Origin of the sequence: Streptomyces sp. NBC_00210 (assembly GCF_045160975.1) — a bacterium.
Lineage (GTDB): Bacteria > Actinomycetota > Actinomycetes > Streptomycetales > Streptomycetaceae > Streptomyces.
This window is the reverse complement of the sequence record NZ_CP108120.1, coordinates 8,549,537-8,564,101: the sequence shown is the minus strand read 5'-3', so window position 1 is coordinate 8,564,101 and position 14,565 is coordinate 8,549,537. Positions and strand designations below refer to the sequence as shown.

Annotated in this window: 11 protein-coding genes and 4 pseudogenes; 5 read left to right on the top strand and 10 right to left on the bottom strand. The window is 67.6% G+C overall.

The features are described from left to right. Nucleotides 1-171: 171 nt before the first annotated feature. Nucleotides 172-1,725, top strand: coding sequence for a serine/threonine-protein kinase (locus OG729_RS38405; RefSeq protein ID WP_405810746.1), 1,554 nt, complete (start codon nucleotides 172-174; stop codon nucleotides 1,723-1,725). A 519-nt stretch (nucleotides 1,726-2,244) separates the two neighbouring features. Here OG729_RS38405 and OG729_RS38400 read toward each other — a convergent pair. After that, nucleotides 2,245-2,493 (bottom strand): annotated as a pseudogene (locus tag OG729_RS38400) (transposase domain-containing protein); the annotation flags it as partial. A gap of 149 nt (nucleotides 2,494-2,642) precedes the next feature. Here OG729_RS38400 and OG729_RS38395 point away from each other — a divergent pair. Continuing rightward, nucleotides 2,643-2,852: pseudogene (locus tag OG729_RS38395) on the top strand (ATP-binding protein); the annotation flags it as partial. Between the two features lie 412 nt (nucleotides 2,853-3,264). Here the strand turns inward: OG729_RS38395 and OG729_RS38390 are convergent. Beyond that, nucleotides 3,265-3,729: an IS3 family transposase gene (locus tag OG729_RS38390; RefSeq protein ID WP_405810744.1), complete on the bottom strand. Its 465-nt coding sequence runs from the start codon at nucleotides 3,727-3,729 to the stop codon at nucleotides 3,265-3,267. A 401-nt stretch (nucleotides 3,730-4,130) separates the two neighbouring features. After that, nucleotides 4,131-5,384 carry an RICIN domain-containing protein gene (locus OG729_RS38385; RefSeq protein WP_405810743.1) on the bottom strand — a complete coding sequence of 418 codons (1,254 nt, stop codon included), beginning with the start codon at nucleotides 5,382-5,384 and terminating at the stop codon, nucleotides 4,131-4,133. Between the two features lie 335 nt (nucleotides 5,385-5,719). Between OG729_RS38385 and OG729_RS38380 the strand changes: the two genes are divergently transcribed. Further along, nucleotides 5,720-5,908 (top strand): hypothetical protein, encoded by a 189-nt coding sequence (locus tag OG729_RS38380; protein ID WP_405811474.1) that lies wholly within the window; start codon nucleotides 5,720-5,722, stop codon nucleotides 5,906-5,908. A gap of 102 nt (nucleotides 5,909-6,010) precedes the next feature. Here OG729_RS38380 and OG729_RS38375 read toward each other — a convergent pair. From OG729_RS38375 to OG729_RS38365, 3 genes and pseudogenes are all read right to left on the bottom strand, one after another. Continuing rightward, a pseudogene (locus OG729_RS38375) lies at nucleotides 6,011-6,142 on the bottom strand (carbohydrate-binding protein); the annotation flags it as partial. A gap of 147 nt (nucleotides 6,143-6,289) precedes the next feature. After that, nucleotides 6,290-6,976 (bottom strand): hypothetical protein, encoded by a 687-nt coding sequence (locus OG729_RS38370; RefSeq protein WP_405810741.1) that lies wholly within the window; start codon nucleotides 6,974-6,976, stop codon nucleotides 6,290-6,292. A gap of 65 nt (nucleotides 6,977-7,041) precedes the next feature. Next, nucleotides 7,042-7,635 (bottom strand): hypothetical protein, encoded by a 594-nt coding sequence (locus tag OG729_RS38365; protein WP_405810739.1) that lies wholly within the window; start codon nucleotides 7,633-7,635, stop codon nucleotides 7,042-7,044. Between the two features lie 281 nt (nucleotides 7,636-7,916). On the opposite strand from OG729_RS38365, the pseudogene OG729_RS38360 reads away from it, so the two are divergent. Beyond that, nucleotides 7,917-8,682 (top strand): annotated as a pseudogene (locus OG729_RS38360) (IS5 family transposase). 11 nt (nucleotides 8,683-8,693) lie between these two features. Here OG729_RS38360 and pip read toward each other — a convergent pair. Both pip and OG729_RS38350 read right to left on the bottom strand, forming a co-directional pair. Next, on the bottom strand, nucleotides 8,694-9,653 hold the full coding sequence (pip, locus tag OG729_RS38355; protein ID WP_405810737.1) for a prolyl aminopeptidase: 960 nt from the start codon (nucleotides 9,651-9,653) through the stop codon (nucleotides 8,694-8,696). Nucleotides 9,654-9,735: 82 nt separating this feature from the next. Continuing rightward, nucleotides 9,736-9,879 carry a transposase gene (locus OG729_RS38350; protein WP_360874998.1) on the bottom strand — a complete coding sequence of 48 codons (144 nt, stop codon included), beginning with the start codon at nucleotides 9,877-9,879 and terminating at the stop codon, nucleotides 9,736-9,738. 649 nt (nucleotides 9,880-10,528) lie between these two features. Between OG729_RS38350 and OG729_RS38345 the strand changes: the two genes are divergently transcribed. Continuing rightward, nucleotides 10,529-12,127 (top strand): helix-turn-helix domain-containing protein, encoded by a 1,599-nt coding sequence (locus OG729_RS38345; protein ID WP_405810735.1) that lies wholly within the window; start codon nucleotides 10,529-10,531, stop codon nucleotides 12,125-12,127. On the opposite strand, the gene OG729_RS38340 is transcribed toward OG729_RS38345, so the two are convergent. Both OG729_RS38340 and OG729_RS38335 read right to left on the bottom strand, forming a co-directional pair. Then, nucleotides 12,103-13,593 carry a serine/threonine protein kinase gene (locus OG729_RS38340; protein ID WP_405810733.1) on the bottom strand — a complete coding sequence of 497 codons (1,491 nt, stop codon included), beginning with the start codon at nucleotides 13,591-13,593 and terminating at the stop codon, nucleotides 12,103-12,105. The two genes, OG729_RS38345 and OG729_RS38340, sit on opposite strands and share 25 nt — an antisense overlap. Continuing rightward, complete coding sequence (locus OG729_RS38335; RefSeq protein ID WP_405810732.1) at nucleotides 13,586-14,455, bottom strand: FHA domain-containing protein; 870 nt, start codon at nucleotides 14,453-14,455, stop codon at nucleotides 13,586-13,588. Before OG729_RS38335 ends, OG729_RS38340 begins: the two co-directional genes overlap by 8 nt. Nucleotides 14,456-14,565: the final 110 nt, after the last annotated feature.

The window sequence follows — 14,565 nt, the reverse complement described above, 5'->3', positions numbered from 1 at the left end:
CACCAGCACCCCTCATGACGCACGCCGCGTCCGGCCCGCTGATGCCGACGATCCCTGTCGGGGACCCAGCCCCCGATCGCGCCCCGGCCAACACGGATAATGAGAGGTGGGTGGGCTGGTCCGGGGGCTGAGCCCGATGGGCAGTGTGCAGGTGTGAGGGGGCGGCGGGGCGTGGAGTTGCTGGACGGGTCGGATCCCGGGGCTGTTGGTGGCTATCCGCTGCTGGCGCGACTCGGTGAGGGTGGCATGGGGCAGGTGTATCTGTCCCGGACTGTGTCCGGGCGTCCACTCGCGTTGAAGACGGTGCGTCCCGAGTTCGGGCGGGAGCCGGGGTTCGAGGAGCGGTTCGCGCGTGAGATCCGTAACAGCGACCGGGTGCGCTCCCCTTGGACCACTGCGGTCGTGGACTACAGCCCTGTGGGGCAGCGGCCGCAGTGGCTGGCTACGGAGTACGTGGCCGCGCCTTCCTTGACGGAGTGGGTACAGCGGTACGGCCGGCTCCCCGAGCAGTCCGTACTGGCTCTGGCAGCCGAGCTGTGCGGGGCGCTGGGGGCAGTACATGCGGCGGGACTTGCCCACCGGGATGTCAAGCCGTCCAATGTGCTGTTGGGCCGCCGCAGTCCCTTGCTCATCGACTTCGGGATCGCGCGCGCCGTAGAGGACTCGCGTCACACGCGGACCGGCGGCGTGATCGGTTCGCCCGGATATCTGGCGCCGGAGCAGGCGAGCGCCGGGGGATCGGGTGCGCCGGGTGATGTTTTCTCCCTGGCTGCCGTACTGGTGTACGCGGCGACCGGACTCGGCCCCTTCTCCCACCGGCACGAGGAAGTCTCGGCCGCGGTGTTGCTGTACCGCATCGTGCACGAGGAGCCGGCCCTCGACGGGGTTCCGGCTGCCCTGGTCTCGCTGCTGCGGTCCTGCCTGACCAAGAACCCGGAGCAACGGCCTACGGCCAGTGCCGTCGGCGCGCTGCTGGAACGCATGGGCGGACGGACCGGTACCTGGCCGCAGCTGCTGCCGGAGGCGCTGGAGAGGGATATCGCGGTGCGGGAGGCGGAGGCGCACGCGTTGATCTCCGCGGCAGCACAACCGCCGCCTGTGGCGGCTGTGTCACGTGAGGCTGCGGACGCCCCGCCTACCGACGCCGGAGGGACCGCCACCTCCCCGGCCACCGGTTTCCCGCGACGGCGGTTGTCCGGCCCTACCGCTTGGGCAGTCGCAGGGACCGTCGCCGCAGCTCTGATCGTGACGGCGGGCACACTCGTCGTACAGCATCTGGCGGGCAATGATGCATCCGGCGCGACGCCTTCGCCGTCTCCCACCGTCGCTTCTCTTCCCTCGTCGTGGGCGGGTACGTGGGTCGGCACCGGCCCGGGCACCCCATCCGCCGACGGCATCACCCAGGCCCGGACCAACCAGTTCGCCGTCGCCCTGACCCTCCACCCGGCGCTGCGGGGTGAACTGGCGGGCAAGCAGGTCAGCAAGGTGAGAGAAGTGGGCACCGGCCGTGAGCTGGGCTGCACCGAGGCCTTGGAGCTGCGGGAGGTACGCAGTTCGTCCATGGTCTTCGAGGCGGTCACCAGCCACCCCACCGACCAGTCGGCCGCCGTCTCCTGCCCCAAGGGCAACATCTACGTCGTCACCATGACCAACCGCGACACCCTGGGCCTGGGCGACGAGGGTGCCCAGTCCGCCGGCGCGCCGTCCACTCTCACCCGGCGCTGACGGACGCGGCCGCAGGCCGGCTGTCGGGGGGACAGGCTCACCGGTCAGCAGGCAGCGCAACAGTTCGCTGCGGGCGCGGCGTTCCAGGTCCGTGGCACGGCGGACCCTGAGCAGATGGAGCGCGGCACTTGCGGCGGCGTCGGGAAGGGCTCGTTCCGCCTCGGCACCGAACGTCTCACCGGAGGACCCCACCGCCCAGATCGAGCCGAGCAGGTCTGCTCCGGCTCGCACTGCCGCCGCGATGCGCGGCAGGGGCGCGCAGCCGAACCGGACGACGCCCTGGACGCGGTACCGGTGTCGGTATGCGTGCAGATAGCGGTCGGGCACCTGCCGCCCGAGGATGACTTCGCGGCGCACGTCGTCGATCGGCTGGCCGGGCAGGTTGGAGTAGGCGAGGATCCGCTGCTGCGGATCCTCGATCGTGATCGCACCGCCCACCATTGCCGCCACGGGCGTTGGCCAGAGCGAAAAGGTCGCCGACCGCGTCCGCCGAGGAGAAGCCCGGCGCGCCGCCAGCCGCTTGCGGGCCTGGGTGATTCCAACCGAGGTCGGGTCCCGCCAGGCACTGTCCCAGCAGCGCAAGGCGGCCTGCTTCTCCGTGAGCTGGGCCATGACCTGCTCATAGTCATCATCGGCGTACAGCGCCAGAGCCATCGCGAGGTAGAACATGACATGCGGCGGACACTTCCCGTCCGACCGCTTCGCCTGCCGCCCATGAGCAGCCTCCGCGTCATCGTTCGCATCACGCGGCATCGACGCCGTCAGCACCCCCAACGAGACCAACTCCGGCAGCCGAAGCCCACCAGACGCACCCTCAACACCCTTATCCACCAGGGCAATCTACCGATCAAGACGTCCAACTCGAGCGACGAACGAACCACCCAGCACCACCGTGATCAACTTGCACTAAGTGGCATCGGGTCCTGACGGAACGCGAGATGAACAGCGTCGCCATCGCCTCGAACCAATCATCCAGTGGCTGGACCAGGACCTTCACCGACCCGCGGCTTTGCGCCGCCATCGTCGACCGCCTCACCTTCGGCGGCAACATCATCGAAACCGGTACCGACTCCTGCCGCCTCGCCACCACTCGCGCCCGCACCGAACAACACCAAGCGGCTGGCTGACTTGGCCTCGTGCTCAAGCGCGATCGGCCGGTACTTCAGGGCCTCATCAACGATCTCCTCCGCAGACGCATCCTGGAGGTCTTCCGGGGGATGAAAGATCAGACCACTGACCCCAGGGTGCGGCACGTTCGCTTCGAGGAGCCGCAGGTAGTAGTCGCTCTCCGGGGAGGCAACGAGGACTCTGCGGACAACCTCGACGAGTTCGTCCCGCGTGATGCCTGCAACCGGGAGGCAAGCCGGCCGGGCCGCCTCCCTGGCAAACTCCCCAACGTTGCTGCTTCCGTAGTACTCGATGAAGTCGAAGGCTTCGTAATCGTGGCCGGTCATAGCATTGAACGCCCGGATCGCGTCGTCGGCGTCCTCAGAACGGTCGGCCACCAGGGCAACGATCCGATCGATCTCGCAACTCAACTCATCCAGCCGTTGCCTGCTCACGGGCGGGGGCAGCAGCTCCGGTCTCAGGTCCACAGCCCGCACTATGTCCACCGGCTCCGACATACCGGACCAACCAGCCCTCTGGGTGCTGCCAGTTCTCATCAACATTTCTCCCGGGATAGTGGTGGCGGTGCCTTGTCCGCAGCCGCAGGCCGGCGAGCCCGATGGAGCGCATGAGGCGGGCGACACGCTTGTGGTTCACGCGTTCGCCGTCCTCGCGGAGCTCGGCCGTGGCCCCGGGGACTCCGGACGTCCTGTCGGATTCCTGGTGCACCTTGCGTATCTTCGCGGTGAGCTTGGCGTCGGCGGCCTGCCGGGTCGCCCGGGCCGGAGCGGTCTTGCCCCAGTAGCAAAAGGTGGAGCAGGCGATGCCCAGGACCTGGCACAACCGCTTGACGCCGAAGCGGCGCTGGTGGCCAGCGACGAACTGGAAGCGGTTCACCAGCGCGTCTCACCCGGCGGAATACTCGGTGGCGGAGAAGGGGAACGCCGGCGCGTCCGGCCAATCGGCAGCCTCCGTGGCGGCGGAGGTTGGACCGCCACTGCCCTACTGGCCGGTTCAGCACGATCACCGAACGCGGTGTCACTCCGGACAGGCTCAACCCCGACACCGGGCGTTGGGAACGCCAACCGGCCTGCGTCAGTGTCGGACCGACCCGGACCATGAGCTCATAGAGCTCGCCGACCTCACCGACGGACGAGGGGACTGCCTATTGCACACGCATGAGCAGCCCCGTCGTCCGACGCTGGTCCTGGGGTGGCGGTGGCCCGGCCGGACAGCACCGCGAGGGCGGCCGTGCGGCGCATCGAGTGAGGCCGCCTCACACCGTTTCAGCCAAGGTGTCAGTCATCATGGTTCATGGTGAAGACGAAGCTTTCCGAGTTGTAGTAATCGGGCAGGTGCGCGAGGTAAGAGCCTTTGCGGGGCGGACTCTCGTTCGGCCAGTCCTCCGGGCCCAGCAGGTGCAAGGAGTAGTCACTCGATGCCACGGGAGGTACGAACTGCAGGCGGAACGCGCCTGAGTCTGCCACGGGGCTGATCGTCCACAGCTGTACGGTGTAGTGGGGTGAAGAGTGATCACCGCAATCGCTCAGGACGGCCCGCACAACGTTGCCGCCGCCGTCCGTACCGTCGAGGCACTTGCTGCTGCCCGAGTTGCGGAGCTGGTACGCGCCGGATGCGTCCTTGACCGTCTCCCAACGCTGCAGCTCCGTTGTCCGGCACTCCTCGAGGCGCAGCCAGGCCCCTGCGGCGCGGCTCTGCGCGCCGACGCACAGTCCGGTCCTTCTGTTGACGAGTTGGGCGCCGACGGGAGGGTCGTCCGGTGAGCGTGACGAGGCCGGGGAACGTTTCGCCGGGGCGGAGGTTATGACAACGGGAGCAGGGGGCTCCGTGGTGCCAGCGGGTGCGGATATGGGGGGCGTGAGGGTGACGCGGTCCTGGGGCGGACGGGTGGTGCTGGACGGGCCGTCCGTCACTGTGCTGGCGGCGACGACGGCCGCCAGCACGATGACGGACGCCGCGACGACGACCGCGGCACGGGACTGCAGGACCCTCACGCCCCGGCTGCGGGGGTGCAGCCCAGGAGATGGGGAGCCTGGGCCGGCAGCGGCGGCCATATCGGGCGCCGCCGGCCTCGGTCCCTCCGGGCCGGCGTCGGCGGTGCCGGTACGGGGAGTGACTTGGTTCTCTCCCGCGTCCAGGAGAAGGCCGGTGAGGGCTGCGTGGCTTCCGCTGCGAAGGATGGCGAGGTCAGCCCGGATGCCTGAGCAGCTCCGGCAGGCTGCGGTGTGGCGGTCGAGGACGCTCGACTGGTCGGAGACACTGCCCTGGACCGTGTCATCCATGACGGCCGTCAGATGCCGGCAGGTCCGGCTCGGAGCCTGTGCGGTATAGGCACGCAGGTAGGCCTCGCACAGCTGGGTTCGGGCCGACGGGACGAAGGCGGCGTCCCGGCCAGGTTGCTCCGCGTGGAGGGGCCCGGATGGCCCGTAGACTTCGGCCAGTTCGGGGCACAGGGCCTGTTGCGATGCCGGGGACAATGTACGGAAGGCACTCAGGACCAGGGGGTCGTCGTCGGCAGGGGTCAGGATCACGATACTCCTTGTCCAAGTACGCACGAAGGCCGCGATGTTCGGAGAGGGAGCCAATGAACCGGCTTGCCGAGGGCGGGGGCCCGGACGAAGCCATCCCCACGAGGGGACCGCAACGACCAGCACTCTCAGTCCGGGAACACGGACAGTATCTCTCCTGGGCCTCTTTCGGGCGGTTGATGTCGGGGTGCGTTGCGGGGGTGGGTTGGCGCCAGTGTTGATGTCGCGGGGCTCCTGGCTGGTTCAGGCTCCGGTGGCAGCCCCCGAGCATCTTCAGCACGTGCGTCCACCGCTCACAGTCTCGCGTCAGGCGCATCCGTCACGCAGGGCGCGTCTGTTTGAACTTTTCCGTGTGCCAGCGCTGTTCGTTGTTCGCGGCGGTCACCGCGGAGTGCGTCGAGACGGCGGGCCAGGCGGAACGTCTGCGCCGCATCGGCTGCGACACGGGCCAGGGCTGGCTGTACTCACGGGCGGTGACGCCGGAAGGGATCGACGGAATGATCGGCATCAGCCCGCTGGCGGTGTGACGCCGACCGTCAGCCGCTCCGGTTCACCCACGGACATGGGACTGTCCCCGGCCGGGCCGTGACGTCCCGGACGGGGACAGTGCTCAAGGGTGGGGCCAGGCTCTAGCAGGCGCCGAGGTCCTGCCAGACGCCCCATTCGCCGGTGGTGCCGGGCTTCTCGCCCTTGGTCCACCACTTGGCCATCCAGGTGTGGCCGTTGTGGGAGACCTGCTTGTCGGCGGTGTACGTGGCGGCCCGGTCCCACGCGGCGGCCGAGCTAGGCCGGCGGGGTCGTCGGAGGCGGAGTCGTCGGAGCAGCACCGACCCTGACGAGCGCCTGCACGCCAGCCTCGCGCACGTCCTCCAACGCCCGGCCAAGGCGAGATCGCGCGCATCGTCCCCTCAGGCCGGCCGCGCATCGTCCCCTCCGGCCGGCGGGGACGTCGGAGGCGGAGTCGTCGGAGGCGCGGTGGACAGCGTGCCTTCGCAGTGGGCTTTGGCCTCGTCAGGGGTCATCGACCGGGTGCGCTGGGTCACACTGCCGGCGTCCCCCTTGGGCGAGGTTGTCGTGAAGGGCAGGTACCAGTAGTAGTGGTCGTAGTACCGCTTCCCGAAATGGAGTTCGTACCGGCCCGAGACCTCCAGCAGGGTCGGCTCGCGGTTGATCCAGCCGACCCTGCCCGCAGGCACGTTGATGGCGGTGGTCTGCGACTCCGTGTGTGCCTTTGCCCAGCTGTGCGAGAACGATGTCTGGAGAGAAACCTTGAAGACGTCGGCGAAGCCGCCTTCGACGCTCATGGAGACACCGACCGTGTTGGTCTCGGTGTCGGTGTCCGACCAGCTGACGTTCATCGTCTGCGGAATGTCCGTGCAGTTGAAGACACTCGTTCCGACCTGGTGACTCTCGCCCTTGACTTCCTTCGGCGGGCCGTCGGGGTGGAAGCCGCAGTAGTCGGTGCCGTTGTCGCACTCCTCCAGCAGCTCACGCGGGGACGGGACGTCTTCTGCCTGTGCGGAGGGCACGAGCAGGATCCCGCACACGGGGACGAGAGCCGCCGCGAGGATCGCGGTGCGGATTGATGTACGCATGAAGCCTGTTCTCCTCTTGGGTCGATCAGGTCCGATCCGGGCGCTGAGGTGTGATGCGGACCGGATCACCGGTAGGCGATGGAGCTGGTGCGGTCGTTCATGTACGCGCCGATGTCGGGCGTATTGGTCCTGAACGCGCCATCGCGGTCACCGCCGAAGTTGTCGTCGGAGTAGAGCTCGATCCAGCAGTTCGCCCATGGCTGCAGCGAAGTGATGATGTCGTTCCAGCCCGGCGGCATGGTGGGCGTCCAGTGATCCTGGGCATTGTTGTTCCTGCACGGCCTGTCGGCTTCGATGGTCAGGGTGGCGCCGCCGTAGTCCTTGTGCTCGAAGAACGTGCCTATGATGACGTTGCCGTTCGCGCCGCCGGCGGCGGCGTCTTCCATGAGCCGTGAGGTCTCCGCACGGAGCTCCTGCAGCGAGCCTCCGGAGGCTCCCTCCAGGTTGTCCGGCGCGTCGGTGATCCGGCCGCCCGATGCCGCGGAGAACGCGGCCGTGAACCCGTCGTAGCAGGTCTGGCGGCCCGTATCGAGGTCCAGTACGCAGTGATCGAGGGCTGGTTGATCCGCCGGGGCGGGCGGCGCGGCGGCTAGGCAGCCCAGCAATGCGGCCGCGGCTGCCGTGGCGGCCAGGGCACGCCGCGGGAGTTTTCTGATCATGAGCAGACTCTCCTCTGTGGGGGGTGCGCTTGCTGTTGCATCAAGCGCTTCCTGAGCAGCCCACCGCGGTGGTGAGCGACCGGGAGAAGCCTGCAACGATCAGGGGGCTCCGGTCTTTGTCGTCCGCCATCAGATGACCGCGCCAGATTCGTCGCCGATCCCTAAGAGCTCGTAACAGGATCTTGCTAACGGTCCTGGTGGGGCGTGACTTGTGTGACGATCGGGCCGTTCGTGGTGCGTGACGTCTCGGCCGTGGATCGTTGGATGACAACTAGTGGGCGCTGATCGAGCCGCTGCTGCCACCCTGGCCGGAACGATCTCCGGGACCGAAGCCGGTGGACGACCGGCGGTGCCTGCAAGGCATCCTGTACGTCCTGCACCAGGACATCGCCTGGCAACACCTGCCGCTGGAGATGGGGTTCGGCTCCGGGCAGACTTGCTGGCGACGGCTGGAGCGGTGGCAGCAGGCCGACGTCTTCGACCGGCTGCACCGTCTACTGCTCGCCGAATTGAACGCGGCCGGCGAGCTCGATTGGTCGCGTGCGTGTGTGGACGGCTCGTATGTCCGCGCGAAAAAGGGGGAGCCGCGACCGGTCCGTCGCCGGTCGACCGGCTGAAGACGGGCAGCAAGCACCACCTGATCTGCGATGGCCGCGGCACCCCGCTGCATGTCATCACCACCGCGGCGAACGTCAACGACGTCACCCAGACCCTCGCCCTGGTCGACGGTGTCCCGCCGTTCGCCGGACGGGTGGGGCATCCGCGCCGCCGCCCCGACTGTCTGCTGGGCGACAAGGCGTACGACGCGAAAGCCGTGCGTCAGGAGCTGCAGCGCCGCAGGATCCTGCCGGTGATCTCTCGAAAGGGCGCCCGGAATATCAAGGGCCTGTGCAAGCTCCGCTACGCCGTGAAGCAGACCTTCGCCCTGCTCCACCAGTTCAAGCGCCTGGCCGTGCGCTGGGAACGGCGCCCGAACTCCACGACGCCTTCGTCTCGTTGGCCTGCAGCCTGATCTGCTGGCGACGACTCAAGAAAGCCCATTCGTAAGCTCGTGAGCGTCACTGGTTCTTGAACTCTTCGATAGCTGCCCGGGTCACCTGGTGCATTGAGTCACTTCCGGCATGCCCGGAGTCCTCGATGATGTGAAGGCGAGCGCCGGGCCACGCCTTCGCCAGCTCCCACGCGGTCTGTACCGGGCTGCCCATGTCGTGGCGGCCGTGCACCAGTACAGCCGGGATTCCGGCCAGCTTGTGCGCCTGATTCAGGAGCTGATCCTGCTCCAGCCAGGCGCCATTGCTGAAGAAGTGGGCGCAGATACGTACGAAGGCGATCTGCGCATCGGTGTCGCGGTCGCTGTACATGCCGGGAATGCCATTGGGCTCGCCTGAGATGACGGCATCCTCCCAGGTGAGCCAGTTGGCAGCGGTTTTCTGCCGGACCGCCCGGTCGGGGTTCTCCATGAGCCGGGCGTAGGCCGACAACAGGTCCCCGTCCCGGTCATGTTCGGGCACGCCGTCGCGGAACCGGTCCCAGGCTTCGGGGTAGAACCGTCCCGCGCCTCGGTAGAGCCAGTCGATCTCGCTGCGCCGGGTCGTCGTCACCGCCGGGATGACCATCTCGCTGACCCGCTGCGGGTGTTGTTGCGCATAGGCCAGGACAAGAGTGGAGCCCCAGGAGCCGCCGTTGAGCAACCACTTCTCGACACGGAGGTGCTCACGCAGCCGTTCCATGTCGTCGATCAGATGCTGAGTGGTGTTTAGGCGCATGTCGGCCGCCGGGTCGCTGGCATGCGGGGTGCTGCGGCCGCAGTTGCGTTGGTCGAAGCGGATCACCCGGTAGCGGTCGGGATCCCAGGCTCGAGTCGGCCGCTGCGGTGCACCCGACCCTGGGCCACCATGGACGTTGAGCGCGGGCTTGCCCACAGGGTTGCCGAGCTGCTCGTAGTAGATGCGGTTACCGTCACCAGTGTCGAGATGGCCGCAGTCGTAGGGGGCGGTCGGAGGGTAGAGATCAACCATGACCGTTGATCCTACGGTTTCCCAACCTGGCCCGTTCAGCCAGCAGAATGCGGTGCGACTCCTCGAAGACGCTGGCCTGTTGTCATCGCTCCATCCGTCTCCAGCATGTCTGCCCGGGGCCGAACCCCAAATCCGGCGGCAGAAGCAGCCAGGCGATGTCGTTGCGGAGCACGTACAAGATGCCCTGCAGGCACAGCCGGTCCGGCACGGGACACGAGCAACTCATAACCACCGAGGCCTTCTCTGAGCTTGTTCCGCTTTGACGGACAATCGGTGTGGTGGTCAGGTCGCGAGAGCGGTCTCGTAGTCGGAGGGCCGCAGGTGGCCCAGCAGCTCCGTTGGAGCAGGAGCAGTAGGAGCCGCGTCGTACCAGGCCGACAACCCACCAACGCCAGCCACCACACCCCCAACTCACAATGTCCGCGGCGGCGGCCAGGACAGCCCTGCCGTGGCTCGATGACGGAAACCGCTCAATGATGGCGATTGAGGGGATGGCGACCGAAGGAATCCTTCAGACCTGGGACGGTTTCCATGACGATCGATTCGAAATACGCCTGGGAGCAGCACAGCCCGTTCGAGGAACCCCGGACGAGAACAGCGCCGAAGGCCGGCGGTCACAGTGCCTGGGCCGCTGAAGGGACAGTGCAGCGGTGGGACGCATTCTCGGCGCCTGAGCCTGGGGCGCGTTCGTCTTCACGGTTGCGGCCGGATCCGCCGTCTTCATCATTCTGGCAGCCACCTGCCACATGTGAACTCCCGCCCCTGCCGGACGCAGCCGAATCCTCTTCGATCCGGAATCCCGGCAGGGGCGGGACTCCGCTCACCTGCGGTGCGTCGGAAGAGAAGAGGGGTCAGATGACAGAGGAGTACGTCAGTTGTCCCTGAAGGGCATTCTCGCTCTGTTCGAACCCTACGAAGCCAGACTCCTCACCCCTGAGCCGCAGGCCGACGTCCAAGTGACCGCACACGCGGTCCTGGATCTAACGGAGCAAGCCGGGCCCCTGCACCGGGGCGCTCTTCTGATCGCGGTCGGAATCTCTCCCGCCGACACCGCACTGCTCGACACACTGCCCGCTCTCGCCGACGCGGGTGTTGCGGCGATCGCGCTGAAAACACGTGGTTCACGGGCCGAGCCGCTGGTCGAGACCGCCACCGCGGCGGGAGTCGCCGTGGTGGACATCGCCAAGGAGATCCCCTGGCGGCATGTCGACGCGCTGCTGGGCGCCGCCATGGGCGAGGTCCGGCATGGCACACCCAGCTCCTCCCCGGCTGACGCGGTCGGTGACCTCGCGGCGCTGGCCGATGCCGTGGCGGCGAGGGTGGGCGGTGCCGTCACGATCGAGGACCCGCAGAGGCGGGTGCTCGCCTACTCCAATCTCCCCGGCCAGCCGATCGACGACCTGCGCCGCGAAGCCATCCTCAGGCGGCAGGCTTCCGATGACTTTCTGCAGGCGTGGCGACGAGTCCAGGTCACCCAGGGCGTGATCCGGATCGACGGCCTCTCCCCTTTGCCCCGCCTCGCGGTGGCCGTGCGGGCGGGAACGGATCTGCTCGGTTCCATCTGGGCGCTCCAGTCCCCGGGTACGCGGTTCAGTCCCGAGACGGAGCGAGTTCTGTGCGGGGCCGCCCAGAGTGCGGCACTGCAACTGCTCAGGCTCCGCCGTGCCACGCACCGGGAACGCCAGGCACGCGGTGAACTGCTGCGCGCCCTGATGGCCGGTGAGCTCGACTCCTCCCCGCCGGCCAGGCTCGGCATCGAGCGCGGCCGCATGACCGTACTCGCCTTCTGGCTGCCGTCCTCGCCGGAGACCCCAGCCGATGTCGTCGGCCTTCAGGCGGCCGACCTGGTTGCCGCCTGTGCCGAGACGATGGCACCCCGCTCCTCCTGTGTGGTGGAGGGCGACGTCGTCTACGCCCTGCTTCCGCTGCCGGACGAGCTGCCCGAAGCGCACGGGGCGGTTGCGCTGGCCAGGACCGTCCTGGGCCGGGCAGAGGCGTCCTTGCGCATCCGGTTGCGCGCGGGCATCGGCTCGGCCGTGGCCCACCTCACGGAGGTACCGCGCTCACGTCAGGATGCCGACCGGGTGCTGTCCGTGCTCGCAACAGGGCATCACGGCTGCCGGATCGCGTCCATCGAGGACGTACGCTGCCAGGCGATCCTGCTGGAGCTCGGCGACACCGCCGTCCGCGACCCGCGGTTGCGGCTGGGCTCGGTGGCCGCGATTCTGCGCCACGACACGGAGAAGCAGGCAGAGTACGCCAAGTCCCTGCTGACGTACCTCGAGGCGTTCGGTGACATCGCCGTCGCCGCGGACCGGCTCCATGTGCACCAGAACACCCTCCGGTATCGGCTGCGCCGGATCACCGAACTGTTCGGCGTGAATCTCTCTGACGCCGACGAACGCCTCGTGCTCTGGCTGCAACTGCGGCACCTGTGCCGGGCCCGGCATCAGAAGAAGCGCCATGCCTGCTGAGGAACTCCGCTGCACGTCCGCATTTCGATCGGTGTTCCGTTCGCGGTCTCAGGACCTCTCACGTCCAGGCACATGCCCTCGTACCCGACGAGTCTGCTGTCGGACGTGAGACTCCATTGCTGGGCCGGAGTGTCCGCGCAGGACCAGAGCTGCACCGGGGTACCAGCTTCCGTTCGCGGGCCGCGTCGCACCTCGAGACACTTGCCGGCTAATCCCTTGATGTGCCCGTCGCCGGTCAACACCCATCGTTCTTCGGGGACGTTGATGCAATCCCACAGCTGGACCCCCGTCCCGTTGTCGAACGACGGACCGTGGACGGTCATGCACTTGCTCGCATAGAGACTTTGTAGTTGAGATGTGACCGTGGCGGTCGCGGACGAAGCCGGTGTGGTGGCCGTTCGTGTCGTCGACGGAACGGGGGAGCTGGAGTTCGCGGGCGAACTCGCCCGAATCGTCGGGGACTTCGTGCCGACTCCCGTGCTGGCGTTCTGGTTGTCCAGCCTGGATTCCAGAAAGGCCATGGATCCGGCCGCGGCCGCGATCACCGCGAGCATCATGAGCGCGCGACGGACCGAACGCAGGGGAGAGCTGTCGCCTGAGCGGTGCTCCCACGGCCTGGTGAGTGGCTCGGTGGCGGATGTGTCGACCTCGGTCGGTTTCGCCCCGCGGTCGCCGTGCTCTCCGGGCCGAGGGGCGGTGTCCTCCGCGGCGGGGGCGGCGTACTTGGCGCGCGCCGCCTGGAGGCGATCCAGGAAGACACCGGCGTCCGGGGGCCGGTCCGCGGGTTCGCTGGAGGTGGCACGCGTCAGCAGACGTTCGACGCCATCTGGTGGGTTCTCGCCGAAGATTCCGTAGAGGGTGACCGCCGCCGAGTAGACGTCACTTCGGGGGTCGGGTTGCCGACCCCGGCCCAATTCCGGGGCGAGGTAGCCCGGTGACCCCGCCGGCGCGTTGAGCGTGTGCCGGTCGACAGGTTTGGCAATTCCCATGTCGCACAGGACGGCCCTTCCTTGCCGCAGGAGAATGTTGCCGGGCTTGATGTCGCGGTGAATGTGACCCTGCCGGTGGATCTCGGCCAGGCCCGACAGCACGTCCTCCGCGAGTTCGAATGCGTCCTCGCCCGACAGGGGAGGGCTGCGGTGCAGTCGATCGTCGAGCGACTCGTCGCACAATTCTGTTGCGATCCACGCCGAACCATCGGCCGGTGCATCAGCCCACAGAAGGCGAACGATGTTCGGATGGCCTGACAGCCTATGGTGCAGGGAGCATTCTTGCCGAAATCTGATGCGCTCGTCCTCGGTGAGCGACCGCTGCCAGACCTTAAGCGCGACGACATCGTCGAATGTTGTGCTTTTTGCCCGGTGGACGACCGAAGAAGAGCCCCTGCCCAAAACGCCCAGACTCACGAAATTGGCGGGCCACAGAGGCACATGACGATCCTGCCCTGGTATGGCACGCTCAGTCATCCCTGAACTCCTCCGCGGGGAGCCGTTCCACATCGGCGGCCGTGACCCGGAAGTGCGAGACGAGTATCTGCGCGACCTCGTAGTAGTCAGGCAGAGCAAGTGCCCGCCGCCGGTTGCCCTCCTCCGCGCCCCGGTCTTCGGTGGTTCCCGCCCGGGCCTGTCCGAACGTCCACAGCCCGCGGCGCAACTGCGGATCCGAGGGTATGCCGAGTTGTTCCTGCTCCCGGACCAGTCGCACCAGCAAACGGTCCTTCAGCTCGGGAGAGGCATCGGTGTAGTGCGTGCACAGCTCGCCGACCAGCATGCGGACCTTCTTGAGGCTCGGTTCACCGATGCGTGACATCACTTCGCGGTACGAAGCCGGCAAATACCCGCCGGCAAGGAGCGGCTCGCACAGAGCTGCGGCTATGTGCCGCAGATGGCCGGGGACTTCGGGGACCCTGGAGAGGGTGGGGTTGTCCAGGCCGTAGGTGAACATCTCGGGTGCGGGCTGGTTCACCTGGCGTACCTGAAGTTCGCAACCGTCCGGACCCAGCACGGTGCACACGGGCCTGGGAATGCTGCGGGCGTCTCCGCGTGCCAGCTCGTCACGGCGGCGTCGCAGTGGCTGTTCCGGCGGCATATGAGGTATCCGCAGGTGGAGCTCGTGAGTCGTGGACAGGTTCCGCAACCACAACTCGCCCTCCATCCGCCAGATTCTTCCGGCGACCCGGGAGAGCTCGCGGCCGTTGAGCGCTGACCAGATCACTATGTCGCACGAGATGTCGTCCCTGCCGAACAAACGGGAATCGCCCTCCTTGGCGAACTCGAATACAATGTCGGGTTCACCTGTGTAAGTCACTGTTAAGAACGGCTCAGTCATGGACCTGTTCCCCTCGTGCAACAGTGCGCCAAGCCTAGCCCAAAGGTTGCCTTGGTCTGTCGTTGTCGGAGAGCAGGACGCCGCTCACCTGAGAGGCTCTGAACGGGCAG